This window comes from Polynucleobacter sp. AP-Melu-500A-A1, assembly GCF_018882125.1.
Lineage (GTDB): Bacteria > Pseudomonadota > Gammaproteobacteria > Burkholderiales > Burkholderiaceae > Polynucleobacter.
This window is the reverse complement of sequence record NZ_JACVOZ010000005.1, coordinates 78,514-105,506: the sequence shown is the minus strand read 5'-3', so window position 1 is coordinate 105,506 and position 26,993 is coordinate 78,514. Positions and strand designations below refer to the sequence as shown.

Sequence of the window (26,993 nt, the reverse complement as noted above, 5' to 3'; positions counted from 1 at the left end):
AGACTTCTACAATGGGGCTTAGCAATTTATAAAGCATTCTCGCATTTTTTTGATGATTCTTCCCATTCTTCTGTGATGTTGACAATAAAACCCTTGAAATCTCCTAAATATCCCACCAAAGTCGTCATTGGCATGTCTGGAGGGGTGGATTCGTCGGTTGCAGCCTGGATGCTTAAGGAGCAGGGCTACGAGGTGATTGGCCTATTTATGAAGAACTGGGAGGATGATGACAACGACGAGTATTGTTCAGCCCGCCAGGATTGGCTCGACGTTGTTTCTGTAGCCGATTTAATTGGAATAGATGTGGAAGCGGTTAATTTTGCTGCCGAATACCGTGAACGGGTGTTTGCCGACTTTTTGCGCGAATACGCTGCTGGGCGAACCCCTAATCCCGATGTGCTTTGTAATGCAGAGATTAAATTCAAAGCCTTTTTAGATCATGCCATGAGTTTAGGTGCCGATGCTATTGCTACTGGTCACTATGCCAGAGTAAGACACGAAGCAGGCAAAGTGCAATTGTTAAAAGCAGTCGATGCTAGTAAAGATCAAAGTTATTTTTTGCACCGCTTGACGCAAAGTCAATTGGCAAATGTTTTATTTCCGCTCGGAGAAATTCCGAAAACTGAAGTTCGAAAAATAGCAGAAAAAATTGCTTTACCGAATGCCCGAAAAAAAGATTCCACTGGAATTTGTTTTATTGGCGAACGTCCTTTTAGAGAATTCTTAAACCGCTATTTACCAACAACACCAGGACCAATTAAAACCCCTGAAGGCAAGGTGGTTGGCGAACATATGGGCTTAGCTTTTTTCACCTTGGGTCAGCGCAAAGGGATTGGACTGGGCGGAAGTCAAGATGGTAACGGTGATGCATGGTATGTAGCGCGCAAGGATGTGGCGAACAATACTTTGTATGTGGCTCAAGGCCATGAGCACCCATGGTTATTGGCTAATAGGCTTGAGGCCATTGATGCGAGTTGGGTTGCGGGTAGCGCACCTACTTCAGGAAATTATTCTGCCAAGACGCGTTATCGTCAAACCGATTCTGCGTGCGCAATCAGTGATGGCAAAGAAGGTCCACTCAGTTTTGAGTTGCGCTTTCCGGATGCGCAGTGGGCAGTAACACCAGGACAATCAGCAGTGTTATATGACGGCGATGTTTGTCTAGGTGGCGGAATTATTTCCGCCTAAAGACTTAAGCTGGTGGTGGCGCTGTTTCTATAAACGATGCTCTCTGTATTAACTTTTGATAGAGGCGATCGAGATTGGGATATTGTGTTTGCCATTTCACTTCTGGAAAGCGAAATAATAAATAGCCAATCGCACAACCTACAGCAATATCTGCCAAGGTCATTTGATTGCCATGACACCAAGCATTTTCACCAAGGTGTTCTGACATTTGGCGTAGGGCAGTATTAATCTTGCCCATTTGGCGATCTACCCAGATCTGGCTTTGCTGTTCTGCTGGACGTAGAGTGCGCTCTAAGCGCGCCAAAATACCTGCATCCATAATGCCATCGGATAAGGCTTCCCAGGTCCTTACAGAGGCGCGATCGCGAGCTTCTGCTGGAATTAGCTTGCATACGGGGCTAAGGCCATCAGCGTATTCCGCAATCACACGCGAGTCATAAATTACGCCGCCATCATCCAGAATTAGGCATGGAACCTTGCCTAAGGGGTTGGTTTGGGCAATTTTAGTATCTGGGGCCCAGACGTTTTCCAGGGTATGGTCAACATCAAGCTTTTTCTCTGAGAAAACAATGCGTACTTTACGTACATAGGGGCTGGTGAGGGATCCGATGAGTTTCATGGGGCACAGTATAGCCATACTGAGGAAAGGATGGCAGAACGCATTAAAATCAGGTTTTATAGATATATTCCATGCAAAGGCAATATTCGTGAGTCAGCCGCTTTCAACCCTTAATGCCCTTTCCCCTTTAGATGGCCGCTACGCTGGAAAATTAGATGCGCTTCGTCCCTGGTTATCCGAAGCTGCCTTTATGCGCCAACGTGTCTTTGTCGAGATTCACTGGCTTTTGGCTCTAGCATCAGCCGGCTTGCCAGACGTCCCAAAGATCAGTGCAGCCGATGAGGCCTTCTTACTTTCTCTTCCTGAGAATTTCTCAGATGCAGATGCTCAGCGTATTAAAGATATTGAAGCGGTAACCAATCATGACGTTAAGGCGGTTGAATACTTCCTTAAAGAAAAAGTTTCAGGGCGTCCAGATTTATTGAAGGCCAGTGAGTTCATTCACTTTGCCTGTACTTCCGAAGATATTAATAACACTTCACATGGTTTGATGTTGCGCGGTGCTCGTGATGAAGTACTCTTGCCACAGCTCAACAAGATTTTGTCAGTGCTGACAGATTTAGCGCTTGAGAATGCCAAGGTGCCTTTGTTATCCCGCACCCATGGCCAACCAGCCTCCCCAAGTACTCTAGGAAAAGAGATCGCTAATATTGCTAAACGTTTGGAGCGTGCGATTGAATCGATTGCAGCAGCTCCACTACTAGGCAAGATGAATGGTGCAGTTGGAAATTACAACGCTCATATTTCTGCATACCCAGATTTTGACTGGGAAAACTTTTCTAAAGGTGTGGTGGAGAAGCGTTTGGGTTTAACTTTTAATCCCTACACCATTCAGATTGAACCTCATGACGGCATGGCGCAACTGTTTGATGCGATTGCGCGTGCAAATACTATTCTTTTAGATATGGATCGTGATTTCTGGGCCTATATTTCTATTGGATACTTTAAACAGCGCACTAAGGCAGGTGAAATTGGTTCCTCAACGATGCCGCATAAAGTCAATCCGATTGACTTTGAAAACTCTGAAGGTAATTTGGGTGTAGCAAATGCATTGTTGCGCCACCTCGCAGAAAAATTACCAATCTCACGCTGGCAGCGTGACCTGACTGACTCCACAGTGTTGCGCAATTTAGGCCCTGCATTCGGTCACAGCGTTTTAGCCTATGACAGTGCCTTGCGCGGCTTGGGTAAATTAGAAGTCAATCATGCTGCCATTGCTGCTGACTTAGATGCCTGCTGGGAAGTATTAGCTGAGCCTGTTCAAACGGTCATGCGCCGCTATGGCATTGAGAATCCGTACGAGCAGTTAAAAGAGCTCACCCGCGGCAAAGGCATTAATCAAGCTGATCTACAGAATTTCATTCGTGGCTTGAAGATTCCGGATGATGCAAAAGCCCGCTTATTAGAAATGACACCTTCTTCATATTTAGGTAAGGCGGTCGAGCTGACCGAACGTCTGAAAAAGTGAGTCTCACTACCGCTTCAGAATACGGGGCGCGTCCTCGGGTTTGGTTTGCTGTTTATCAATTGCTTTGGCATCTCTTATTGCCATTAGCTTTTATTCGACTGGCATGGCGTTCCAGACATGCGTTTGCCTATCTTCATCACATTCCCGAGCGTCTTGGTTTTGGTTATAGCAAGCCCATTACCAAAGGTGTTGTGTGGATTCATGCGGTATCTGTTGGTGAGACGCGAGCGGCACAACCGCTGATTGAGGCTTATCTTGCCAAAGGAGAATCCATTCTTCTCACGCATATGACGCTCAATGGTCGCCGCACTGGCAAACAATTATTTGGTCAAGAGATAGCAGCTGGTCGGATTCGTCAGGTGTATCTGCCGTATGACTTGTGTTGGACTGTCGAACATTTTTTGAATACCTTTGCACCCAAGCTTGGCCTCTTTATGGAAACTGAAGCCTGGCCTACTGTAGTCTTTCGTTGTGCTGATAAAGGTCTGCCACTCTTTTTAGTCAATGCACGCCTCTCTGAACGAAGCGCACGTCGTGTCAAACAATTTGGTAAAGCAGGGCGCGCTTTATTTCAGGCATTTGCAGGGATCTTGGCCCAGACTGATTTTGATGCGCAGCGCTATCGCAGTCTTGGTGTTCAAAATGTCGAAGTAGTGGGCAATCTGAAGTTTGATGTACCACTAGATGCCACCTTAGTTAAACAAGGTAAGGCTTGGCAAGAAAATTTACATGCAAGTCACCGCCTCACGGTGTGTGCTGCCAGTACCCGTGATGGTGAAGAAGTCATCATTTTGAAGGCTTGGAAAGATTTACTGCTGGGCCACGCTTTTGAGGTTCAGCCTTTGCTGTGTTTAGTGCCGCGTCACCCTGAGCGATTCTCTGAAGTTGCTGATCAGATTAATGCTGTGGGCTTGAAATTTCGTAGACGTACTGAATGGCAAGGCATACCCAAAGACAATACAGATTTAGACGTAGTCTTAGGCGACTCCATGGGTGAGATGCCAATGTATTACAGCGCTGCCGACTTGGTGGTGATGGGTGGCACCCTCTTACGTTTTGGAGGCCAGAATTTGATTGAAGCTTGCGCTGCTGGATGCCCGGTATTACTGGGTGAGCATACTTATAACTTTCAACAAGCATCCATAGACGCGCTTGACTCAGGCGCTGCTAAACGAATTCAAGGGGATTTACTCTTAGGTGAACCCATCGCATTGATGGAGGCTTTGAAGTCTTTATTGCTTAATCCTGCTGAGTTAGCGCTGATGGCAAGCGCTGCAAAGACGTATTCAGTAGAACATCAAGGTGCGACAAAGCGGATTATTGCCGCCCTTGATCATCAACACTTTTCTCGCGCTTAGACTCTAGCGCCAAAATTAGGATCATCTTTTCTGGCATCGTCGTCTGGCTTTTTTTCGCCTTTGATTAAATCTTCACGGGTAACGCCAAGCCACATTGCTAGTGCTGCTGCAACGAAGACAGAAGAGTAAATACCAAACAAAATACCAATGGTGAGTGCCAAGGCAAAGTAGAACAAAGTGGGCCCACCAAAAATCAACATCGCCAGAACCATCATCTCGGTACTACCGTGAGTAATAACGGTACGGCTGATGGTGCTGGTGATGGCGTTATCAATAATCTCACGCGTGTTCATCTTGCGGTACTTGCGGAAGTTTTCACGAATACGGTCAAAGATCACCACGGACTCGTTTACGGAGTAACCCAGAACTGCCAATACAGCCGCAAGTACGGAGAGTGAAAACTCCCACTGGAAAAAGGCGAAGAAGCCTAAGATGATCACAATGTCATGCAAGTTCGCGATGATGCCGGCCAGAGCAAACTTCCACTCAAAGCGGAATGAAAGATAAACAACTATGCCGATGATGACAAATATCAGTGCCTTCAGACCATCAAATGCTAATTCTTGACCGACTTGAGGACCAACAAATTCAACACGCTGAAGCTTGGCGCCAGTTGCGCTAGAGTCAAGCGCTTGCATCACGGAAGTGCTTTGATCGGCAGAGGAGATAAGCTTACCTTCAGCATCTTTTTGTAGTGGCAGACGAATCATCACATCACGTGAGCTACCAAAGTTTTGGATTTGCGTATCTGCATAACCTAGCTTTTCTACCTTGGCCCGAATGGAATCCAGCGGGGCTGTTTGAGGATAGCTTACCTCCATCACGGTACCACCCGTAAACTCAATAGAGAGATGGAGGCCGTTATGCCAGAGGAAAAATACTGCTGCTAAGAAGGTGACGAGAGAAATCGCATTGAGCACCAATGCATGGCGCATAAATGGAATATCTTTTTTGATGCGAAAAAATTCCATGACTTATTTCTCCTGTGGGCGCCAAACTTGGCCAATAGCGAGTTTCTGAATCTTTTTATGCCTGCCGTACCAGAGGTTGACAAGACCGCGCGAGAAGAAGACTGCTGAGAACATCGAAGTCAAAATACCAAGGCAATGCACTACCGCGAATCCTTTAATAGGACCGGAGCCAAAAGCGAGCAAGGCAAGACCAGCAATTAAAGTGGTGACGTTAGAGTCCAAAATAGTGGCCCAAGCTTTATCAAAGCCGACTGCAATGGCTGTATGGGGCGCAGCGCCATTGCGTAGCTCTTCTCGAATACGTTCGTTAATCAATACGTTCGAGTCAATCGCCATACCGAGTGCTAATGCCATCGCCGCAATACCTGGTAAGGTAAGTGTTGCCTGCAACATCGATAAAACAGAAATCAACAAAAGCAGGTTTACCGCCAAAGCAATGACCGAGAAAACGCCAAAGAGTAGGTAGTAGGCCATCATGAAAATGGCAATGGCAGCAAATCCGATCAACAGGGATTTAAATCCCTTCTCAATATTCTCTGCGCCTAAGCTTGGTCCAATGGTGCGCTCTTCAATGATCTCCATTGGGGCTGCTAGTGAGCCTGCGCGTAGCAAAAGTGCTAAATCATTGGCGCTTGCAGTAGTTGGCTGGCCCGTAATTTGAAACTTAGAACCAAATTCACCTTGAATCGTGGCAATCGTGAGCACCTCACCTTTCCCTTTTTCAAAGAGAATCATGCCCATGGGTTTGCCAATGTTTTCACGCGTGATTTCTTGCATTACTCGTCCGCCAGCAGCGTCTAATGAAATATTGACTGCAGGTCTTTGGTTTTGATCAAAGCCAGCACTCGCATCAGTAATGCGATCCCCACTGAAAATAACGGACTTCTTAAACACGCCAAGACGTGTTTCTCCAAAGCGGAATACATCCATTCCAGGAGGCGGGGTTTCACCAATGCCAATAGTAGAAACGATTGGATCAGCAAGACGTGACTCTAAAGTTGCCGTACGACCAATAATGTCTTTGGCGCGCGCTGTATCTTGGACACCTGGCAGTTGCACGACAATCCGCTCTGCACCTTGTTGCTGAATCACAGGCTCTTTCACAGCTAATTCATTAACGCGCTTATTTAAGGTGATGATGTTTTGTTTAACGGCGTTATCTTGGATTTCTTTTAATGCAGTTGGCTTAAATTCACCGACTAATTTTGGTGAGAGACCCGTAGGTTTCACTTGCCAAATCAATTCTGGTTGAGCATTCATCAGCACTGTACGTGCTGCCTCTGCATCGGCGATGCTGCCAAAATTAATAGTGATGGAATCTGCGCCGCGTTCAATACCCTGATGGCGGATAGTCTTATCACGCAATTGAGTGCGAATATCAGTGGCTAAAGAAGTCACTTTCTTTTGTACTGCACCTTTCATGTCTACCTGCAAGAGGAAATAGACGCCACCCCGCAGGTCAAGGCCTAAGGGCATTGGTAGGGCATTGAGTGCACTTAACCAGCCTGGGGTATTGGAGAGTAGATTAAGTGCAACAGTGAAATTGGGATCATTTTGATCGATATTTAACTTCTGCTGTAAGAGATCACGAGCACGTAGTTGAATATCAGTATTGTTAAAACGAACTTTGATAGACCCAACATTACCGGTGGCCTCAAAAAAGATGCCAGTGTTAGCAATGTCAGCTTCTGACAGAATTTTCTCAACCCGAGACTGTGTCGCCAAATCAACCTTGATGGTTGGCTTGGCGGACGAGACTTGAACCGCAGGCGCCTCTCCATAGAAATTTGGTAATGAATATAGTCCGCCAATGAATAAAGCAACGACGATAACTAGGTATTTCCAGAGAGGATAGCGATTCATATTGAGAAACTTTTCAACTAACTAATTAAGCAGACTTCAAGGTGCCTTTTGGCAATACAGTGGTGATAGCGCCTTTTTGCATTTGCACTTCTGTACCAGCAGAAATTTCAACAGTGACTACCGCATCTTTTAATGCAGTCACTTTGCCCATGATGCCGCCAACAGTCACTACTTCGTCGCCAACTGCTAATGCTTCGAGCATTGCTTTCGTTTCTTTTTGACGCTTCATTTGTGGGCGAATCATGATGAAGTACAAAACTGCGAACATCAACACTAAGGGAAGAAAGCTCATTAAGCCGCTTGAATCTGCGCCCGCAGCTGGAGCTTGGGCAAAAGCGTTACTAATCCACATACAAAACCTCCTTTAAAGACTATTTGGAAACTGCTTTAGTTTTAGGCTTTTAAGCAAAGCCGTAGACCCGCAATTCTAAACTGTGTGTGGCTTTGGGGGTGATTTGGAGGGTCTTAAGGCTCTGCAGGGCTATTAATCCTGCCCGGGCTCCACGCCACGCTGGCGATTGCTGCGAAATTCCTCGCGATAGGCGCTAAAACAGTCCTTGCTCAAGGCCTCTCGAACTTCGGTCATTAATTGTAGGTAGTACGAGAGGTTGTGAATGGTATTGAGCTGGGATCCAAGGATCTCATTGGCTTTTTGGAGGTGATTTAAGTAGGACCTGGTGAAGTTTTGGCAGGTATAGCAAGCACAGGTGGGGTCTACTGGACGATCATCGTCCTTGTAGCCAGAATTGCGTAGCTTTAGATCGCCAAAACGGGTAAATAACCAACCATTTCTGGCATTACGAGTTGGCATCACGCAATCAAACATGTCAATTCCAAGGCTGACCCCCAAAATCAAGTCTTCCGGTGTTCCTACTCCCATGAGGTAGTGCGGCATGTGCTCTGGTAACTTAGGCGCTGTGAAAGTCAGAATACGTTCAAATTCAGGCTTAGGCTCTCCAACCGAAAGGCCGCCAATGGCAATGCCATCGAATCCTTGCTGACTTACTGCATCTAGTGAAAATTCCCGCAGATTTTCAAACATGCCACCTTGGACAATACCAAAGAGTCCATTACCAGTCTCTAGTTCCCGAAAGCGTTTTAGAGAACGATCCCCCCAACGTAATGACATCTCCAGGGAAGCGCGCGCTGTATTTTCAGAAGTTGCTTGGCCTTTCACTTCATAAGGAGTGCACTCATCAAATTGCATAGCGATGTCACTATTTAACACTGCCTGAATCTCCATGGAGACTTCAGGAGACATAAATAATTTGTCACCATTAATCGGTGATGCAAAGGTCACGCCTTCTTCAGAAATCTTCCGTAGTGCACCCAAGCTAAATACTTGAAAGCCACCAGAGTCAGTGAGGATGGGTTTATCCCAGCCCATAAAGCGATGTAAGCCGCCATGTTTTTTGATGACATCTAATCCTGGTCTAAGCCAAAGATGAAACGTATTGCCCAGAATGATTTGCGCTTTGGCTTCTTCGAGATCTCTTGGAGTCATGGCTTTGACCGTGCCATAGGTTCCTACGGGCATGAAGATTGGGGTTTGCACGCTTCCATGAGGAAGATCAAGCTGACCGAGGCGTGCTGGACTTTGTGAGTCGCGTGCCAAGATATTGAAGTGAACAGGTTTGGTCATAACTTTGTAGTCTCGAGTCGGCTTAAAAACATCGCATCTCCATAACTAAAGAAACGATATTGTTGTTGTATGGCATGTTGATAGGCTGAGCGGATATTGTCTACACCCGCAAAAGCACTTACCAGCATTAATAAGGTAGATTTTGGCAGATGAAAGTTGGTTAATAAGCAGTCTACTGTTTTAAATTGAAACCCCGGCGTAATAAAGAGATTAGTCTGCCCACCGCTTTGGCCACTAATCGCTTGACTCTCCAGGGCTCTGAGGCTGGTGGTTCCAACCGCAATGATGCGACCGCCCCCACGCTTAGTTTCTTCAATCGCCTGAAGAGTTGATTCTGGAATGGAAAACCACTCGTAATGCATCTTGTGCTTTGAAAGATCTTCTTCACGCACAGGGGTAAATGTGCCTGCGCCAACATGCAAAGTAAGGGCTACATGATTGACCCCTAAATCATGTAGTTGCTGCAGAATAAGCTCATCAAAGTGCAGTCCTGCAGTTGGGGCAGCCACGGCGCCTGGATTCTTTGCTACTACTGTTTGATAGCGCTGCGCATCCTCCCCATCAGGCTGGTGTTCAATGTATGGCGGTAAAGGGAGTTCACCGAAGCGCTCAAGCAATGCAAAGACATTTTCTGGAAAGCGCACTTCATAGAAGCGTCCATCATAGCCAATCATTTCTACATCAAATGTTTCGCCTGCCTGATTGTGAATTTCCACAATCGATCCGATCTTAGGCACCTTGGATGCTCGGATTTGAACCCAAGCTTGTTGTTCACCACTGATGCGTTCAATCAGAAGTTCAACTATCCCGCCCGTTTCTTTTTTGCCATGAAGGCGAGCGGGAATCACTTTGGTATCGTTAAATACTAATAAATCCCCAGGTTTCACAAGGTCTAGGATTTCTCTAAACTGACGGTCTACCAATTGGACGTGTTTATCCTCGTCGGGCACCAGTTCCAGGAGGCGACTATCGGTTCTATTCGCTAAGGGATGTTGAGCGATTAGATCGTTGGGAAGTTCGTAATTGAAGTCAGAGAGTTGCATAGCATTACCATCAGGTATGAGATTTTAACGATGACTACTAAACCAGCACCAACTTCACTCCAAAAAATGGGTTTAGACAGCCCCATGGCCCTTGCTTTGCATCTTCCATCTCGTTATGAGGATGAGACAGAATTGCTGACGATTGAGGAAGCCATCAGTCACGGTAGGTTTAATGCAGTCCAAACTCAGGGTATGGTGATCCGTAATCAAGTGCTCTTTAGGCCCAGAAGGCAAATGCTGGTCACGATTGAGGATGACACCCAAACTCTGCAACTTCGCTTTCTGAACTTTTATCCGAGTCAGCAAAAACAAATGGCTGTCGGCACCCATATTCGAGTGCGTGGTGATGTGCGCGATGGCTTTCAGGGGTCTGAGATGGTGCACCCCACGGTCAAAGCTATTGCCCCAGATGCACCGTTGCCCAAGAGTCTTACCCCAGTCTATCCAGCGAGCGCAGGAATTTCGCAAACTATCATTCGCAAAGCTGTGGCACAGGCACTTCGTGATCCCAGTTTGCAAGAAAGTTTGGCTGAGTTTTTACCAAAGCAATTAATGACCCAGCTTTTACCAAGTAATGATTGGCCAAGTCTGCAAGCAGCAATTACCTATTTGCATCAACCCCCTGCAGATGCTGATACACAAGCATTGCTTGAGCGTACACATCCTGCGTGGCGACGCGTACAGTTCGAAGAATTACTAGCACAACAAATTTCCTTAAAGCGCGCTCATGCAATTCGTAGAGGGCGTCATGCGCCTAGTTTTGCGAAATTAAAAAAAGATGAAGCGAGTATTGAAACGGGGCTAATGAAGGCCTTGCCATTTACCTTAACTAAGGCACAAGATCGCGTCTGGAGTGAGATTGGAGTTGACTTATCCAATGCATTTCCAATGAATAGGTTATTACAGGGGGATGTCGGTAGCGGCAAGACAGTCGTAGCTGCGCTGGCTGCTGCGCGTGTCATGGACCACGGTTATCAAGCTGCAGTTATGGCGCCAACAGAGATCTTGGCTGAGCAACATTATCTGAAGATGAAAGAATGGTTTGAGCCATTAGGTGTGAAGATAGCTTGGTTATCGGGTAGCTTAAAGGCAAAAGAAAAAAGACTTGCTCAAGAAGTGATTGAGAATGGTGAGGCCCAGCTCATAATTGGTACTCATGCTTTGATTCAAGAGAGCGTGCACTTTTCAAAATTAGGTTTAGCGGTAATTGATGAGCAACATCGCTTTGGCGTTCGGCAGCGTTTAGAAATTCAACAGCGCCTTGGCTCTGAATTGTTCTACTGCCACCAATTAATGATGTCGGCTACTCCAATTCCCCGAACTCTGGCGATGACTTACTACGCAGATTTAGATGTATCTGTGATTGATGAATTGCCCCCTGGTCGTAAGCCCATTACCACTAAAGTGGTTAAGGCAAGCCGTCGCGATGAGGTCATTAGTGGATTGCAAAGCTGGCTAACAAAAGGGTTACAGGCTTATTGGGTTTGTCCTTTGATTGAAGAGTCAGAAGCGCTTCAATTGCAGACTGCAGTAGAGAGTTATGAGCAGTTAACCCAAGCCTTGCCAGGCTTTAAGGTAGGCCTCGTGCATGGGCGACTCAAGGCAGACGAAAAAGCAGCAGTGATGGCGGCGTTTAAGGCAAATGAAATTCAACTATTAGTAGCGACGACCGTGATTGAAGTTGGAGTGGATGTGCCTAATGCAGCCTTAATGGTGATTGAACATGCTGAGCGTTTTGGTTATGCCCAAATTCATCAATTACGCGGACGAGTGGGTAGGGGGTCAGCAGACTCTGTTTGTATTCTGATGTACGCAGAGCCGCTTTCAATGGCAGCTAAAGAGCGCTTGCAGACCTTACGAGAAGTCTCCGATGGTTTTGTGATTGCTGAGCGGGATTTATCACTGCGGGGTCCCGGTGAACTCCTAGGGGCAAAGCAGTCGGGCGACGCTATGCTGCGCTTTGTGGATCTGCAGCGTGATGCTTGGCTGATTGAGTTAGCCCAGCAAGCAGCTGATCGCCTCTTGGCCAATCACGGCGATATCGTTGAACGCCACTTGGAGCGCTGGTTGGGTTCTCGAGCTGAGTTTCTAAAGGCATGATAATTGCCCTATGGCTTTAATTGATCGCCTCACCTCTTATGCATACCTTATTAGGTTAGATAAACCCATTGGTACGCTCTTACTTTTATGGCCTACCTTATGGGCCTTGTGGTTGGCGAGCAGTGGTGTACCCAATCCTGCCGTTTTGCTGATCTTTGTTCTTGGAACCTTTTTAATGCGTAGTGCTGGTTGCGCTATGAATGACTATGCTGATCGAGACTTTGATCGGCATGTGATGAGGACGCAAGGGCGTCCAGTAACCAGCGGCAAGATTTCAGGTAAAGAAGCCGTGGGTGTAGCGCTGGCTTTAGCCTTGCTTGCATTCTTATTAATTTTGCCTCTAAATGATTTTACGAAAGAGTTATCCGTTTTGGCTTTACTAGTTGCCTTTATCTACCCATTTACAAAACGTTTTTTTGCAATGCCTCAGGCTGTTCTGGGGATCGCATTTGGTTTTGGTATACCGATGGCTTACGCTGCAGTCTTGGATTTCATTCCCCTAGAAGCATGGGTTTTATTTATAGGCAATATATTTTGGGCTATTGCCTATGACACTGCTTATGCTATGGTCGATAGAGAAGACGATATACGACTCGGTTTGCGTACTTCGGCAATCACCTTTGGACGCTATGATGTGCTTGCTATTGGCCTGAGTTATGCCATCTTGTTTATGAGTCAGTTATGGGTAGCTAATCTTGCCAGTTTGAGTAATTACTTCTTGGTAGGCTGGTGTGCAGCGCTAGCCTGCGCTATTTATCATATGAAATTAGTATCCACTCGCAAAAGAGAAGAATGCTTCCAGGCTTTTCGCCACAACAATTGGTTGGGTGGATTTTTGTTCTTAGGAATTGTATTGGGCTTGAGCCTGAATTAGTTTGAGCTTAACTCTTACCTAATTCATCACCCATGACTTTGCCGCGCTGATCTGCAGCGGTAATGGCTTTTTCTAAAATTGCATACCAACCATCTTGATTTAAAACTTCTAGAGCGGCTGCAGTAGTTCCACCTTTGGATGTCACTCTTTCACGTAATACGCTGGCAGATTCACTAGAGTTTTGCGCTAGCTGAGTAGCGCCCTCAAGAGTGGCGTAGGCTAACTTGCGAGCGGTATGTGTATCTAAGCCTAATTTTTCACCAGCAGATTGCAGCGCTTCTAAGAATGCAAAAACATAAGCAGGGCCACTGCCAGAAACAGCAGTAACGGCATCCATCAACTTTTCATCGGTAACCCAAACGGATTGGCCAACAGCATTACAAATGGTTTCCGCTAAGGCGCGGTCATCTGTATTGATATCCGCATTAGCAAAGAGACCGGTAATGCCTTTACCAATGAGCGCAGGAGTATTGGGCATGGCGCGCACGCAACGCTTCTGATCTAACCAGCGGCTCATATCACCAAGACGAATACCAGCGGCAATACTGAGTACCAATGGACTTTGTGCTGAGGCATGCTTTAGCTTGGTTGCCAGTCCTTTAGCAGCAGTATTGAAATCTTGTGGTTTGATAGCCATGACTACGACATTATTTTTAGCAAAGTCAAAAGCAATATTTTCTAGAGCACTAATCATTTTCACCTTGAAATCATTCTGAAGATTTTGTGCAGTGGTGGTATTGGCTTCTACAACTGAAATTTGATTGGCATTAAAACCATTTGCTAGCAGACCGCTAATGAGGGCGCGGCCCATATTGCCACCTCCGATGAAGGTGATATGGGCGTTGGCGTTAATCTTGATGCTCATGGGTGAATTTTATCCCGCTTCCCAAAAATAGCAGTTCCCACACGAACCATGGTGCTGCCTTCGGCAATGGCCGACTCTAAATCATCGGACATGCCCATAGAAAGGGTATCAAAAAATTGAAAGCCTAGATCCGCGGAATTAGCAGCCAAAATACCAATAAAACAATCGCGTACTGCAGTAAAAGCTTGACGCTGTAATGCAGGATCAGCATTTGGGGCTGGAATAGCCATTAAACCCCTTAGGATGACGTTAGGTAATTTTGCAATTTCCTGACACAGTGCTTTGGCTTCGGCGAGAGCTACGCCACTCTTACTGTCTTCAGCACTGACATTCACTTGAACGCAAAGCTGTAAAGGTGCTAAATCAGAAAATTCACCTCGTTGAGTAGAAAGCCGTTCTGCAATCTTCAAGCGGTCAATACTGTGAACCCAATCAAAATGCTCTGCTACTTCTCTGGTTTTATTACTTTGAAGTGGACCTATAAAGTGCCATACTAACCAAGGACGTAGTTTGGCGAGTTGCACAATTTTTTCAATTCCTTCTTGGACATAGTTTTCGCCAAATGCAGATTGACCGGCATGCATCGCTTCTTCAATGGCGCTAGCTGGAAATGTTTTACTTACTGCTAATAGCTCTACATCTTCAGGCTCGCGTTTTGCAGCTAAGGCGGCAAGTTCAATACGCTGTCGAACTTGCATGAGGTTCGCAATGATAGAGTTCACTGCGATGTTCTTTTACTCAGAAGCTGATCAACCATTTCAATCCAATGCAATACAGGTCTATCTTCTTGTTGCAGATGGGTGATGCAGCCAATGTTTCCAGAAACGATGACATCGGCATCAAATTCTTCACAAGCGGTATTTAAATGGGCTAATTTATTTTTACGTAATTGCTCTGAGAGCTCTGGTTGTGTAACCGAGTAGGTTCCCGCTGAGCCACAGCACAGATGGCTATCAGTACATAAACGCACGCCAATACCAATGCTGGTTAACAAGGCTTCTACATTGCCGCGAATTTGTTGGCCATGTTGCAAAGTGCAGGGAGGATGGTAAACCACACCCGGCTTAGGATCATTACCAATGAGTTCAACCAATTCTGTTTGTAGACCTGGAAGTATTTCTGAAATATCTTTAGTCAGATCAGAAATCTTTTGAGCCTTAGCAGCATATTTTGAATCACCGGCAAGAAGATGAACATAGTCTTTTACCATTACGCCACAGCCCGATGCTGTCATCACAATAGCCTCAATTCCTTGTTCTACTAGAGGCCACCATGCATCAATATTTTGTCTGGCGTTATCTAAGCCACCAGCTTGATGGTTAAGATGGAAGCGCAAGGCACCACAACAAGTTGCATTTGGAGCACTAATTAATTCTATCTTGAGTGCATCGAGGACACGTGCAGTTGCCGAATTAATATTTGGAAGCATGCCAGGCTGTACACATCCTTCTAGGATGATCATCTTGCGATCATGATGATGCGTCGGTCTAGTATGGGGATTAGTGCTTGGTGCATGCGCCTTATTCTTTAGTTTTGGAATCTTGCGTTTAATGCCGTGCGGCATCAGCGGACGCATGAGGCGACCCAAGGCCATCGCAGAATTAAATAATGCTGGTTTCGTGAGACCTTCTTTGAGAGCCCAGCGAGTGAGCCTCTGTCCTAAGGGGCGCTTAGGCGTATTTTCTTCTGCCCATTGACGGCCAATATCAATTAACTTTCCATATTGCACGCCGCTTGGGCAAGTGCTTTCACAATTACGACATGTCAGGCAGCGATCTAAATGCAGACGAGTTTTTTCAGTAGGCGCTTGGCCTTCTGCAATTTGTTTAATGAGATAGATTCGTCCACGCGGACCATCGAGTTCATCGCCAAGTAATTGGTAGGTGGGGCAGGTTGCGGTACAAAAACCGCAGTGAACACATTTACCTAAAATGCGTTCTGCTTCTATACCTTCTGGGGTATTAGCAAATTGAGGGGCGAGTTGAGTTTGCATAGGGCTACTTAAGGAAGGCGGGAGGTGGCAAATACGCCTGCTGGATCAAAAGTAGATCGCAGACGAGCCTGAACAAGTTCAAGTGCTTTGGAGTGCGCTTGTTCGCTAAGTAAAGTAAAGCGTTGAAAAGAAGCGTCAATATTGCTGCCTTGCTTAAAACGAGTTGCATGGCCACCATTCGCAGTTGCTAATTTTTTGATGGCATCAAATGTAACTGCATCACCTGGGGCTTTTATCCAGCGTTGTTGCCCATGCCACTCCAATACGATTTCAGGATCTGCATTAGGAATATTTAAGGAGCCACATGCAGCGGGGAGGGCTAATCGATATAAGGTTTGATCGCTCCCAAGATGGTCAAAAACAGACAATTTTTGTTCACGTAAATCATTCCAAAACGTTTGAGCTATTTGCGGATCAACTTCACTTGCAAGTACTAAGGAGCTCATTAGTGGAATAGCAGCTTGAACCGCTGCAGCAGCGCCAGCTAAGCGAATGCTTAACTCTCCATCGCCGCCCATGCCTTGACCAATCCAGCAGCTTGCTGAGAGGGGCAGCGGCTGACCAGCCCATTCATTCAGAAACTTGAGTGCTTGCGCTTGAGAAATTTGGCAGCGTAGCGTAGCAGTAGCAGCTGGTTTAGGCAGTACTTTGACTGACGCTTCTAAAAGTAAAGAGAGCGTACCCATTGATCCTGGTAGTAGACGCGAAACGTCATAACCCGCTACGTTCTTCATGACTTTGCCGCCAAAAGACAAATCTTGTCCTTTGCCATCCAGAATGCGGGCACCCAAGACAAAGTCTCGGAAATTGCCAACACTAATACGACCAGGGCCAGAAAGACCTGCAGCAATAGCGCCGCCAAAAGTGGCGTCTGCACCAAAGTGTGGGGGCTCACATGCAAGAACTTGATTCTTCTCATGCAGAACTGCTTCAATTTCTTTTAAAGAAGTTCCTGCACATGCAGTAATGACTAATTCTTCTGGTTGATATTCCAAGATTCCAGAATAAGTACGAGCATCTAACTTTGTATATTGATTTGTATTGCCGTACCAAGACTTTGTTCCACCACCTTGGATGGAAAGAGTTTGCTTGCTATTCGCCGCATTGAGGATTTGCTCTTGGAATACCTTGATTGCAGGATTGTCGCTGCCGGAACTCATTAGAAGCGCTCCAAATCTGGGTGGGGGAGCTTGCCCCCACTGATCCGCATGCGACCATATTCTGCACAACGATTTAGTGTGGGGATAGCCTTATCAGGATTAAGTAATTTTTCTGGGTCGAATGCACTCTTGACTCCCCAAAATGACTCACGCTCACCTTCACCAAATTGAACGCACATGGAGTTAATCTTTTCGATGCCAACTCCATGTTCGCCAGTAATTGTTCCACCCAACTCAACACAGGCTTCTAAGATTTCAGTACCAAAATCTTCCGCGCGGTGCCATTCATCTTGATCGGCACCATTAAACAAAATCAGTGGATGCATGTTGCCATCACCAGCATGAAATACATTGAGACACCCTAAGCCATATTTAATTTCCATACCCTGGATACGCTTGAGTAAGGTGGCAATATGTCGGCGTGGAATAGTGCCATCCATACAGTAGTAGTCTGCTGCTAAACGCCCAGCTGCGGGGAAAGCGTTTTTGCGGCCACTCCAAAATTTAAGGCGCTCAGCCTCATCTTTAGAAATCCGAATACCGCTAGCGCCAGATTCCTCTAGAACCTTAGTCATACGGGCTATTTCTTCGGCAACTTCTTCAGGCGTGCCATCAGACTCGCACAGCAATATTGCAGTGGCTTCTAAGTCATATCCAGCATGAACAAATTCTTCAACGGCGCGGGTTGTAGCTTTGTCCATCATCTCTAAACCAGCGGGAATAATGCCGGCAGCAATAATGGCAGCAACGGCATTTCCACCTTTTTCAATATCGTCAAAGCTGGCCATAATCACGCGTGCCAATTTTGGTTTGGCAATGAGTTTGACAGTGACTTCAGTGACTACCGCCAACATGCCCTCGCTACCCATCATGATGGCTAGTAAATCAAGTCCAGGAGAGTCTGGAGCAAGACTGCCAAATTCCACAATCTCACCATTCATTAAAACGCCGCGAACACGCAGTACATTGTGAAGGGTGAGGCCATACTTCAAACAATGAACACCACCAGAGTTCTCATTGACGTTGCCACCAATGGAACAAGCAATTTGAGAGGAGGGATCTGGAGCGTAGTAAAGGCCATGATGCGCAACTGCTTCAGAGATTGCTAAATTACGAACGCCAGGTTGAACAACAGCAGTTCGGGTAAAGGGATCAATGCTGACAATTTTCTTGAGCTTGGCTAGAGACAGAACCAAACCTTGAGAAATTGGCATAGCGCCACCGGAAAGTCCCGTGCCGGATCCGCGTGGTACCACCGGAATTTGCATTTCAAAGCAAATCTTGAGGATTTGAGCAACTTGCTCTTCGGTTTCCGGAAGGGCTACTGCTAAAGGCATCCTGCGATAAGCGGCTAGACCATCGCATTCGTAGGGGATCGTATCCTCAGGCTCCCAAAGCAGGGCATGATCCGGGAGGATGGGACGCAGGGAAGAAACCAGTTTGAACTGAAGAGCGCTAATAGCAGCTAGATCGGGGGGCGGGGTCAGCATATTCATAGGAATCATTTTAGCCACTTACCTATAATCAAGCTTATGGGAAATCGATTATCAAAAATAGCCACTAGAACGGGCGATGCTGGGATGACTGGCCTAGGCGATGGCAGCCGTGTAGAGAAGGATCATTTGCGGATTTGCGCCATGGGTGATGTAGATGAGTTGAACTCAGAAATCGGTGTTTTGATGACCGAGGAGATCCCTGAAAGCCTTGATGCCGAACTTAAAAAACTTTTTTTGCAAGTCCAGCACGATTTATTTGATTTAGGTGGGGAACTTTGTATTCCCAATTACAAGTTACTGAAGCCTGAGCATGTCGCTCAGCTTGATGTCTGGTTAGAAAAGTACAACAAGGAACTTCCTCCTCTAACGGAATTCATTTTGCCAGGTGGAACACGTGCAGCAGCACAAGCTCATGTATGTCGCACGGTTTGCAGAAGAGCAGAACGTTCGATTGTGCGTTTAGGCTGGGTTGAACCTTTATATGATTCGCCGCGCCAGTATGTCAATCGCTTATCGGATTTATTATTTGTTTTGGCACGTATTCTGAATCGTGCTGCTGGTGGATGTGATGTGCTGTGGAAGCACGAAAAAAAAGAGACTAAGTAATCTAGTCTCTTTTTTCATCAAGCTTGCCTGATTTAATGACGCTTACTTCTTCTTGCTTCTGCGTTTCTTAACAGCGGTAGCTAGACGCTCAAGTACTTTGACTGAATCATCCCAGTTGATGCAGGCATCCGTAATACTCTTACCGTATTCTAAATTAGCTGGATCATCTTTTCCTGGGGTAAATTTTTGTGCGCCATCATTGAGATGACTTTCAATCATGACACCAAAGATTTGGTTTGATCCAGATTCAATTTGCTTGGCAATATCATCAGCAACAATGATTTGACGCTCATGCTTTTTACTGGAGTTTGCATGTGACAAGTCAACCATCAAACTGCCTGGAAGCTTTGCAGCTTCTAGCTCAGAGCAGGCTGCTTGAACATATTGCGCTTCATAGTTCGGCTCTTTACCACCACGCAAAATAACATGACAATCTTTATTACCTTTGGTTTCCACAACCGCAACTTGACCATTCTTGTGAACAGAAAGGAAATGGTGTGGACGACCAGCTGCTTGAATTGCATCAGTAGCAATTTTAATATTGCCATCAGTACCATTCTTAAAACCAATTGGCGCAGAAAGACCAGAGGCAAGTTCACGATGGACTTGACTCTCAGTAGTACGCGCACCAATCGCACCCCATGAAATAAGGTCGGCGATATATTGCGGAGAAATCACATCCAAAAATTCACTACCCGCTGGCATACCAAGGCGATTAATTTCCATCAGCACTTGGCGAGCAAGTCGCAGGCCTTCTTCAATCCGATAGCTCTCATCTAAGTAAGGGTCATTGATCAAACCCTTCCAGCCAACAGTCGTGCGTGGTTTTTCAAAATACACGCGCATCACAATTTCTAATTCACCGGCAAAACGTTTTCTCTCCACCAAAAGACGCTGACAGTACTCCAAGGCTGCTCTGGGATCATGAATGGAGCATGGCCCAATGATGACTAATAAACGATCATCTTTGCCGTGAATAAGGTCGCGAATTTTTTTACGAGTTTTGCTGATCAGCGCTTCAGTTGGCGTTCCCGAGATTGGGAAAAAGCGAATCAAATGCTCTGGCGGGGGTAGAACAGTAATGTCGTGAATGCGTTGATCATCGGTATCCGACGTTTTATCAACGACGGAGTACCAATTAGCGGGATTAGTATTTTGTTGGCTCATACGGCTATTTTAAGCCGTAATTGGCTAATATTAGGCAGTGCCACCGACTGTGAGGCTGTCAATCCGTAAAGTGGGCTGTCCAACCCCCACTGGAACGCTTTGTCCTTCCTTACCGCAGACCCCGACGCCGCTATCTAATTTGAGGTCATTTCCAATCATGGAGACCTGCTTAAGGGATTCAGGGCCACTTCCGATGATGGTCGCCCCTTTCACTGGGTACTGAATTTTTCCGTTCTCTACCCAGTAGGCTTCTGAGGCTGAAAACACAAATTTTCCACTCGTAATGTCTACTTGCCCACCACCAAAGTTGACTGCATACAGACCACGTTTAATGCTGGCAACAATCTCTTTGGGATCATCTTTGCCGGCCAACATATAAGTATTTGTCATGCGGGGCATTGGTAATGAAGCAAAACTTTCGCGACGACCATTACCAGTGAGTGGCATTTTCATCAGTCGTGCATTAAGGCTATCTTGAATATAGCCCTTTAAAATGCCATCTTCAATTAAGGTGGTGCATTGAGTCGGCGTTCCTTCATCATCAATATTGAGAGAACCTCTGCGTCCTGAGAGAGTGCCATCATCGACAACCGTGACACCTTTAGCGGCAACGCGTTGACCGATGCGGCCAGCAAATGCTGAGGAACCTTTGCGGTTAAAGTCACCCTCTAGTCCATGACCGACAGCTTCATGCAAAAGTACGCCAGGCCATCCTGGTCCCATTACTACCGTCATTGGGCCAGCAGGTGCAGGGCGTGACTCTAGGTTTACTAAGGCGCCATCTACTGCTTCATCTACATAGCGATTAATCAGGGTCGTATCAAAATATTGATAGTCATGTCTTGCTCCACCGCCGGATGATCCAGATTCACGACGACCATTTTGTTCGGCAATTACATGTACTGAAACTCGCACTAGTGGACGAATATCTGCAGCAAGCAAGCCATCGGCACGGACTACTAAGACCACATCAAATTCACCAGCAAGACTTGCCATGACCTGAATGATGCGAGGATCTCGCGCTTTTGCGCGTTTCTCAATACTTTCCAGTAATGCAATCTTTTCTTTAGGTTGCAGGGAGTTCAAAGGATTGATATCGGAGTACAACTTATTCGAGACAGGATTAAAGAGTTTGCTTACAACTGCCTGCCTACCACCTTGCGGTCCAATGACACGCGTTGCCTTAGCGGCTTTACTAAGAGCCTCGAGGTTAATCTCATCTGAATAGGCAAAAGCAGTTTTATCTCCATAAATTGCCCGTACTCCAACGCCTTGATCAATATTAAAACTACCAGATTTAACAATTCCCTCTTCAAGACTCCAACTTTCGCTGCGAGTATGTTGAAAATAAAGATCGGCATCATCTAAGCGATGCGTAAACATGTCACCAAAAGTGCGATGAAGATCTTGCTCTGTAAGACCAGTCGGCTCGAGCAAAATCGATTTAGCTACTTTGAGGAGATCTGCTTGTTTTTTAGCTTTAGTCCAACTGCTGGGAAACAGTGCTTCTGGTGCATTCATTGAGTGTGAAGGTCTTTCAGTGGTTACAGCTTGCGATGTGCAAGAGCGGGTAACGTAGAGCGTACATCGTTTAATTTATCTTTGCATAAAACCCCAGAAATAAAGCCCTCACCTTCAGGAAGGTCAGCGAGAACCTCACCCCAAGGATCAATCAGCATGCTATGACCCCAGGTGCGGCGTTGATTGAGGTGGGTTCCACCTTGTGCAGAAGCTAAGACATAGCATTGATTTTCAATCGCGCGAGCACGTAGGAGAATCTCCCAATGGTCTTTGCCAGTGGTGTAAGTAAAAGCTGCAGGAATTACATGGCAATCGACTTGACCAAGGGCGCGGTACAGTTCTGGGAAGCGCAGGTCGTAACAAATGCTCAGACCTAAAACCCATTCTTGACCATCAATATTAATATTTAGCAAACCGGGTACATTGCCAGCTTCAATCGTTTCAGATTCTTGATAGCGTTCATTTTCAGTCTGAAAGTCAAATAAATGAATTTTGTCGTAACGCCCAATATTTTGACCTTGTGGATCAAAGACCAAGGTGGTGTTAAGAACTTTTTGAGGATCGCTTGCCTCGAGTGGAATCGTACCAGCTATTAAATAGATATTATTTTCTTTGGCAATCGCGCAGAGTCGTTCCTGAATAGGGCCATGACGATAACGTTCACGAGCGCGTACTTTATCAGTATCTTTTAAGCCCATTAAACAAAAGTATTCTGGGAGCACGGCAAGTTGCGCGCCTCCTTTGGCTGCTTGCGAAATGAAGCCACTGGCTGTTTCCAAGTTGAATTGAATGTCAGGCGTCGACACCATTTGAATAGCAGCGATATTGAGTGTTGCCAAATGATTATCTGTGCTCATGAGGGTGTAGGTTGATTACTTGGAGTATTGGGAGGGTTGATAGGAGCTGGCTTACTTTGTTCCCTCAGCAGTTCTTTGCTGCGAATGGTGTCTAGCGTTTTGGGATCAATCGGCTGGCCCTTTGGATCAAGGAGAATGATCTCCGGATCTGTCCAGGATCCCTGAACTAAATAGTCCGACTGAAAATTACGATTAATTTGGCTGGTAATTAAGTACTGACCCAAAAGTGCGCCCAATCCAATGAGGGGGTTAATTGCAAAAGCAGCTAGTGAGCCAGCGGTAGCATCAATCGTAGGGAAAACCGTCACGCGCAGATCTTGAGTTTGCTTAGCAAGATTAATTTGGCCAATCATGGCTACACGAGCTTGATCAAGCTGCATTGAAAATTCCTTCGTTTGTGCAATCCCGTTATTGATATCAAATCCACCATTGATCGAGCTAAAAGTGGTTCCTTTGCTGGCAATGCCACCAACGCTGCCTTGTAAATCTAAGGTAGCAAACTTAAATAGACTTTGCAAACTCAGTACATCTAAGAGTTGGGCGCCACTGGTATCAACTTCAAGCAAGCGTCCTTTGGTAAGGCTGAGGTTGGCCTTCCCTGTAAGGGTTTCATATTGCGGGTTAAAAGGAGAGCCATCCCATTGGGCATTCGCTGTAACCAGTCCTTGACCGCCCTCTACCGACTTCTGTGGACTCCAGTGAGCAATCAGTTGACCAGCATCTTTAACATTACTGCTGACTTTAATTTGCGTATGATCGGCTTGGTTTTGCGTTGCTCCTGTCCATTGGCCAGATGTATTAGTGGAAGCTTGCGGATTATTTGTTTGAAAAGAATCCAACTTCAATACATTGTTGCTTGATATGGCTTTGATTTTGACTTGCCCTAGAAGTGCCCTAGACCACGCAAAATCCTCGATCGTTAAATCTAAGCTTGGGATGTCGTTTGGCTCAAGAACTTTTTGATTGGTAGTGGTGCCAGTAGAGGTCTTGGGTAATACATTGGCGGCATCTTCAGTCATTCGTAGTCGACTCATCGAGCCACTGAGTAAACCATTGGGGTGATCTTGATTTGCTTCTTGGAATTGAATTTGCCCAGCAGCCTGCTGCGAGAGAAGACGTATTTGCCAAGCACCATTCTTTTGGTTACTGATAATGCCCACATCATTCCAATTGTGTTCAAAAGCAGTCAGTTTTTTGATCTGAGCTGTGATTTGAGAACTGCCACTACTTGAGCGATGCGTTTCTTGAGCAGCAGCAGATTTATGTTGGCTGTCAAAAAATTCATGCCATGCATCAAAGTTCAACTCATTGAGCAGTAGATTGAGGCTAAACCCTTGTTGTGGAAGGTTGGCTGGACCACCTATTCCTAAGGCCGCACGAACTTCATTATCAGACCCCAGTACACCTTGTACGGCATACAGATCACCCATTTTTCCAGCCCAACTAATGTTGCTTGGATTTGTTTTATTAGCCTGGGTATTTTTCAGGGTGAGCTGTCCACTCATAGGAAGACCAACTGCTTTGGAGGCTGGGTATGGGGCTGCACTGCCAAAGTTCCGCATATCAAATTTCAAATTTGTTTCACCACCGGCTTTAGAAAAATTGAGATTGCCATCATATTTGATTGAACCACTTAGCGCCTTTGTCAGCGCATTTACTTGATGATTTGCATGAGTTGCAAAATAATTCTTAATAAAGTTTGCTTGAATATCACCAGTGATACTGTAATTCTGATTCCCTGGAGTCGAGGGTGAGGTAGCAATTTTAAGGGAGCCACCTAAAAAGTTAGCAGTCACATCATCAAATTCTGGATTGGTATCGGTAATGCGAATTTTCCCCTTTAGGTTTTCAAGGGGTGGTATGTCACCCCATTGAACCTTGTTGCCTGGAAGGGTGAGTTTCATATCAATACTCGTATCAGCGTTGCCTGAAAGCGGAATTTTCAAGCCAAGATCAAGGCTGGCATTGCCAGAAGCATGTAAATGCTTTTCTAAATTGGGCTGCTGTTTTCCTACTGGTGAGGCGAGCACATAGTCGAGCATTTGAGACATCTCCCCCTGAGCGTTGCCATTTACGTTCAGCATCAATTGCTTGGCGCTGACGCTCGGAATTTCTGCATGGAATTTACTAAGGGCCACTTGTTTAAAGCTCCCTTGATTAATGTCTATCGTGAGCAATTCGTTTTTCATTGCGATGACACCATCGACATTATTAAATGCTAGCCATACGCCTTGATTGCTTGGCAGGGTTGGCACTGGGCTATAAGTCACTCCAGTCACTGGTAGATTTAATGTGAACTCGCCTTCACTACCTTTAGGATAAGGAATTTTTTTAGGATCACCTTTGATATGTAGCTTGCCGTTTTGAATACTTCCTGAACTAAATGCTTTACTCAAATAGTGAGTAGTATCCTCATCCATATCTACAGGCAGGTAGCGGTGGGCGGTAGTGAGTTTGGCCCTTGGAAAGCTCATATCTAAAGACAGGAGGTCAGCTTGCCCGCCAGCCCCGATAACATAGTTAAGGTCTAAGTTTGTTGTTAATTCCGAATTGCTTAAAGCAAGATCTTGAGCGCTGACAACCCAGTTCCCCTTCGTTTTTGTCCACGTGATTTGGCCTTTTGCTTGGTCTAGCTGAATTTTGGGATCTGCTAGTAGACCTTTAATATCTAAGTCAAGATTATTGGAATTTACGCTAAAGCTCCCCTGATTTTGATTGCCTGTCAAAAACCCAGAGAGATTAGTAACTGAAGGCATGTTCTTATTAATACCCGTAAAGCTGAGATTAATGAGTTTGGTGCTGATATTGAAATCTAATTTATTGGATTTAAACCAACCACCTGGAATATTGAGGGCAGCCAGCGGTGATTTGCTTTCGGACCAATTAATGTCTAAGTTTTGTAATTCTCCATCAGCATGAGAGTCTTTAATCCAGCGATGTACATTTTTAGAGAGCGGCAGATTGAGTGCAAACAAGGCAACATCTTCCACCAAAATTTTGGGTGAAGAAAAACCAAACTCTTTAATTTCCCCATCAGGGCCAGGGGGTCGCCACCGGAAAGTCATGGGGCTTAAGTTTTCTAAAGGCGCATTTTTGGGCCCATCAATTTCACGCCACGCAAAGGTTTTCGTGGTAACAGTAATCATTCCGTCAATCGTTTCTTGGAAGAGGTTTGTTTCTAATCTTCCCAGCGCGATTGCATCCTCATCTTTGGATAATTGAATGATGAGCTTATCTGCGGCTAGATAGATCTCACCCCCATCAGGCTTACTGTTATCAATGTTCAGTTTTCCCTTGGAGCTAAGGATGCCCTCTAGGGTATTGGGGCGAAGCTTGAACTCTTTAGCAATTTGGGTAAGGTTAATATCATTTAAATCCCATTCAATCGCCCCAATCCAATTACGCCAATTACCTGCTTGTCCAGTAAGGCGGTGAGCAAAGTCTACTTTGATCTCCACAGGACCCTTAGTCCAGGGTGTAGTCGCTGTCAGGGCGCCTTTGTGTCTCCGAATGCCATTGCTAAGAGTGAGATTTTGAATATCAATAGTACTTAATAGTTTCTGGCTTTTTTGGTCATCCCAAATTAATTTGACGTCATTAATGTTGATATCATTTTGTGCAAAGAGCCAATTTTCAGCAGTGTAATCATCAGTCTTGCCATGAATGGGGATGCCTGCTACTGTGACTTGGCCTTTGCTATCACGTTGAACGTAAATTTGCGCGCCTTGAAAATTTAGCTCATGAAAATACGGTGCCAAATGGTAAAAAGAATTCCAGCTCAACTCCCCATTAATTTTCTGGATGAACAATAACGGCTTCGATTGATCGGAGCCATTAAAACGAAGCCCCTCTAGTTCAAAGCTGGGTCGGATCCACGTCCATGAGACTTCTAACTTATCCATCGTTACATCGGCACCAATACGGGCGCTAATCAACCTTTCAATAGATGCTTTAGATTTTTCTATTTGAGGCCAAAGTACAAAGCGAACTCCGAAATGGCCAATGACAAATAAGGCCAGCACGAGGCCAGCAAGAATGTAAGCGCGCTTACGCCAAGTTTGGCCTGAACCTGGCGGGCGTTTTGCAAATACACCTTTGAGGCGAGGCGGGATGATGTTTTCCAGCATGGACTCTATTATCCGTCAGCCCATGGTTGACCACCAAGCTTCTGCCTATCCAGTTCTGGGCTCGGATTAAGATGG

21 protein-coding genes are annotated in these 26,993 nt (G+C 45.8%); 6 read left to right on the top strand and 15 right to left on the bottom strand.

All coding sequences use genetic code 11. The features are described from left to right. The first annotated feature begins 75 nt into the window (after nucleotides 1-75). Entirely contained in the window at nucleotides 76-1,188 is a 1,113-nt protein-coding gene (mnmA, locus tag ICN38_RS11060; protein WP_216257150.1) for a tRNA 2-thiouridine(34) synthase MnmA, read from the top strand. A gap of 4 nt (nucleotides 1,189-1,192) precedes the next feature. Here mnmA and ICN38_RS11055 read toward each other — a convergent pair whose 3' ends face one another. Next, nucleotides 1,193-1,807, bottom strand: a complete 615-nt coding sequence (locus ICN38_RS11055) for a glutathione S-transferase N-terminal domain-containing protein (RefSeq protein ID WP_216257149.1) — start codon at nucleotides 1,805-1,807, stop codon at nucleotides 1,193-1,195. 88 nt (nucleotides 1,808-1,895) lie between these two features. Between ICN38_RS11055 and purB the strand changes: the two genes are divergently transcribed. Both purB and ICN38_RS11045 read left to right on the top strand, forming a co-directional pair. Further along, on the top strand, nucleotides 1,896-3,275 hold the full coding sequence (purB, locus tag ICN38_RS11050; protein WP_216257148.1) for an adenylosuccinate lyase: 1,380 nt from the start codon (nucleotides 1,896-1,898) through the stop codon (nucleotides 3,273-3,275). After that, nucleotides 3,272-4,633 (top strand): 3-deoxy-D-manno-octulosonic acid transferase, encoded by a 1,362-nt coding sequence (locus ICN38_RS11045; RefSeq protein ID WP_216257147.1) that lies wholly within the window; start codon nucleotides 3,272-3,274, stop codon nucleotides 4,631-4,633. Before purB ends, ICN38_RS11045 begins: the two co-directional genes overlap by 4 nt. Here ICN38_RS11045 and secF read toward each other — a convergent pair. From secF to queA, 5 genes are all read right to left on the bottom strand, one after another. Beyond that, nucleotides 4,630-5,604, bottom strand: a complete 975-nt coding sequence (gene secF, locus ICN38_RS11040) for a protein translocase subunit SecF (RefSeq protein WP_216257146.1) — start codon at nucleotides 5,602-5,604, stop codon at nucleotides 4,630-4,632. The two genes, ICN38_RS11045 and secF, sit on opposite strands and share 4 nt — an antisense overlap. A gap of 3 nt (nucleotides 5,605-5,607) precedes the next feature. Continuing rightward, nucleotides 5,608-7,467 (bottom strand): protein translocase subunit SecD, encoded by a 1,860-nt coding sequence (secD, locus tag ICN38_RS11035; protein ID WP_216257145.1) that lies wholly within the window; start codon nucleotides 7,465-7,467, stop codon nucleotides 5,608-5,610. Between the two features lie 25 nt (nucleotides 7,468-7,492). Next, on the bottom strand, nucleotides 7,493-7,819 hold the full coding sequence (gene yajC / locus ICN38_RS11030; protein WP_216257144.1) for a preprotein translocase subunit YajC: 327 nt from the start codon (nucleotides 7,817-7,819) through the stop codon (nucleotides 7,493-7,495). Between the two features lie 132 nt (nucleotides 7,820-7,951). After that, the gene (gene tgt, locus ICN38_RS11025) at nucleotides 7,952-9,109 is read right to left on the bottom strand and encodes a tRNA guanosine(34) transglycosylase Tgt (RefSeq protein ID WP_216257143.1); all 1,158 of its coding nucleotides are present in this window, start codon (nucleotides 9,107-9,109) and stop codon (nucleotides 7,952-7,954) included. Continuing rightward, entirely contained in the window at nucleotides 9,106-10,152 is a 1,047-nt protein-coding gene (queA, locus tag ICN38_RS11020) for a tRNA preQ1(34) S-adenosylmethionine ribosyltransferase-isomerase QueA (protein ID WP_216257142.1), read from the bottom strand. Before queA ends, tgt begins: the two co-directional genes overlap by 4 nt. 9 nt (nucleotides 10,153-10,161) lie before the next feature. Between queA and recG the strand changes: the two genes are divergently transcribed. Then, entirely contained in the window at nucleotides 10,162-12,252 is a 2,091-nt protein-coding gene (gene recG, locus ICN38_RS11015; protein ID WP_370624406.1) for an ATP-dependent DNA helicase RecG, read from the top strand. A 10-nt stretch (nucleotides 12,253-12,262) separates the two neighbouring features. Continuing rightward, nucleotides 12,263-13,126, top strand: coding sequence for a 4-hydroxybenzoate octaprenyltransferase (gene ubiA / locus ICN38_RS11010; protein ID WP_216257140.1), 864 nt, complete (start codon nucleotides 12,263-12,265; stop codon nucleotides 13,124-13,126). A gap of 7 nt (nucleotides 13,127-13,133) precedes the next feature. On the opposite strand, the gene proC is transcribed toward ubiA, so the two are convergent. From proC to ICN38_RS10985, 5 genes are read right to left on the bottom strand one after another with little or no spacing between them, the layout of a single operon-like run. Next, on the bottom strand, nucleotides 13,134-13,991 hold the full coding sequence (proC, locus tag ICN38_RS11005) for a pyrroline-5-carboxylate reductase (protein ID WP_216257139.1): 858 nt from the start codon (nucleotides 13,989-13,991) through the stop codon (nucleotides 13,134-13,136). Beyond that, the gene (locus tag ICN38_RS11000) at nucleotides 13,988-14,713 is read right to left on the bottom strand and encodes a YggS family pyridoxal phosphate-dependent enzyme (protein ID WP_216257138.1); all 726 of its coding nucleotides are present in this window, start codon (nucleotides 14,711-14,713) and stop codon (nucleotides 13,988-13,990) included. Before ICN38_RS11000 ends, proC begins: the two co-directional genes overlap by 4 nt. Continuing rightward, nucleotides 14,710-15,984 carry a glycolate oxidase subunit GlcF gene (gene glcF / locus ICN38_RS10995; RefSeq protein ID WP_216257137.1) on the bottom strand — a complete coding sequence of 425 codons (1,275 nt, stop codon included), beginning with the start codon at nucleotides 15,982-15,984 and terminating at the stop codon, nucleotides 14,710-14,712. Before glcF ends, ICN38_RS11000 begins: the two co-directional genes overlap by 4 nt. A gap of 8 nt (nucleotides 15,985-15,992) precedes the next feature. Beyond that, a complete protein-coding gene (glcE, locus tag ICN38_RS10990) occupies nucleotides 15,993-17,144 on the bottom strand; it encodes a glycolate oxidase subunit GlcE (protein WP_216257136.1) in 1,152 nt (383 codons plus the stop codon). Next, nucleotides 17,144-18,649, bottom strand: coding sequence for an FAD-linked oxidase C-terminal domain-containing protein (locus ICN38_RS10985; RefSeq protein WP_370624401.1), 1,506 nt, complete (start codon nucleotides 18,647-18,649; stop codon nucleotides 17,144-17,146). Before ICN38_RS10985 ends, glcE begins: the two co-directional genes overlap by 1 nt. A gap of 27 nt (nucleotides 18,650-18,676) precedes the next feature. On the opposite strand from ICN38_RS10985, the gene ICN38_RS10980 reads away from it, so the two are divergent. After that, entirely contained in the window at nucleotides 18,677-19,246 is a 570-nt protein-coding gene (locus ICN38_RS10980) for a cob(I)yrinic acid a,c-diamide adenosyltransferase (RefSeq protein ID WP_216257135.1), read from the top strand. A gap of 42 nt (nucleotides 19,247-19,288) precedes the next feature. Here the strand turns inward: ICN38_RS10980 and ICN38_RS10975 are convergent, their stop codons facing one another. The 4 genes from ICN38_RS10975 to ICN38_RS10960 are packed head-to-tail and all read right to left on the bottom strand — an operon-like array spanning nucleotide 19,289 to nucleotide 26,918. Further along, complete coding sequence (locus ICN38_RS10975; protein WP_216257134.1) at nucleotides 19,289-20,413, bottom strand: 3-deoxy-7-phosphoheptulonate synthase; 1,125 nt, start codon at nucleotides 20,411-20,413, stop codon at nucleotides 19,289-19,291. 30 nt (nucleotides 20,414-20,443) lie between these two features. Next, on the bottom strand, nucleotides 20,444-21,934 hold the full coding sequence (gene tldD, locus ICN38_RS10970; protein ID WP_255562834.1) for a metalloprotease TldD: 1,491 nt from the start codon (nucleotides 21,932-21,934) through the stop codon (nucleotides 20,444-20,446). Nucleotides 21,935-21,957: 23 nt separating this feature from the next. Next, a complete protein-coding gene (locus ICN38_RS10965) occupies nucleotides 21,958-22,791 on the bottom strand; it encodes a carbon-nitrogen hydrolase family protein (protein ID WP_216257133.1) in 834 nt (277 codons plus the stop codon). Next, on the bottom strand, nucleotides 22,788-26,918 hold the full coding sequence (locus tag ICN38_RS10960; protein ID WP_216862759.1) for a YhdP family protein: 4,131 nt from the start codon (nucleotides 26,916-26,918) through the stop codon (nucleotides 22,788-22,790). Before ICN38_RS10960 ends, ICN38_RS10965 begins: the two co-directional genes overlap by 4 nt. Nucleotides 26,919-26,993: the final 75 nt, after the last annotated feature.

Excerpts from the sequence above, each read along its gene's own strand:
- mnmA (WP_216257150.1), top strand. The coding sequence starts at position 76 with ATGTTGACAATAAAACCCTTGAAATCTCCTAAATATCCCACCAAAGTC.
- ICN38_RS11055 (WP_216257149.1), bottom strand. The coding sequence starts at position 1,807 with ATGAAACTCATCGGATCCCTCACCAGCCCCTATGTACGTAAAGTACGC.
- secF (WP_216257146.1), bottom strand. The coding sequence starts at position 5,604 with ATGGAATTTTTTCGCATCAAAAAAGATATTCCATTTATGCGCCATGCA.
- secD (WP_216257145.1), bottom strand. The coding sequence starts at position 7,467 with ATGAATCGCTATCCTCTCTGGAAATACCTAGTTATCGTCGTTGCTTTA.
- yajC (WP_216257144.1), bottom strand. The coding sequence starts at position 7,819 with ATGTGGATTAGTAACGCTTTTGCCCAAGCTCCAGCTGCGGGCGCAGAT.
- tgt (WP_216257143.1), bottom strand. The coding sequence starts at position 9,109 with ATGACCAAACCTGTTCACTTCAATATCTTGGCACGCGACTCACAAAGT.
- queA (WP_216257142.1), bottom strand. The coding sequence starts at position 10,152 with ATGCAACTCTCTGACTTCAATTACGAACTTCCCAACGATCTAATCGCT.
- ubiA (WP_216257140.1), top strand. The coding sequence starts at position 12,263 with ATGGCTTTAATTGATCGCCTCACCTCTTATGCATACCTTATTAGGTTA.
- proC (WP_216257139.1), bottom strand. The coding sequence starts at position 13,991 with ATGAGCATCAAGATTAACGCCAACGCCCATATCACCTTCATCGGAGGT.
- glcF (WP_216257137.1), bottom strand. The coding sequence starts at position 15,984 with ATGCAAACTCAACTCGCCCCTCAATTTGCTAATACCCCAGAAGGTATA.
- glcE (WP_216257136.1), bottom strand. The coding sequence starts at position 17,144 with ATGAGTTCCGGCAGCGACAATCCTGCAATCAAGGTATTCCAAGAGCAA.
- ICN38_RS10985 (WP_370624401.1), bottom strand. The coding sequence starts at position 18,649 with ATGATTCCTATGAATATGCTGACCCCGCCCCCCGATCTAGCTGCTATT.
- ICN38_RS10980 (WP_216257135.1), top strand. The coding sequence starts at position 18,677 with ATGGGAAATCGATTATCAAAAATAGCCACTAGAACGGGCGATGCTGGG.
- ICN38_RS10975 (WP_216257134.1), bottom strand. The coding sequence starts at position 20,413 with ATGAGCCAACAAAATACTAATCCCGCTAATTGGTACTCCGTCGTTGAT.
- tldD (WP_255562834.1), bottom strand. The coding sequence starts at position 21,934 with ATGAATGCACCAGAAGCACTGTTTCCCAGCAGTTGGACTAAAGCTAAA.
- ICN38_RS10965 (WP_216257133.1), bottom strand. The coding sequence starts at position 22,791 with ATGAGCACAGATAATCATTTGGCAACACTCAATATCGCTGCTATTCAA.
- ICN38_RS10960 (WP_216862759.1), bottom strand. The coding sequence starts at position 26,918 with ATGCTGGAAAACATCATCCCGCCTCGCCTCAAAGGTGTATTTGCAAAA.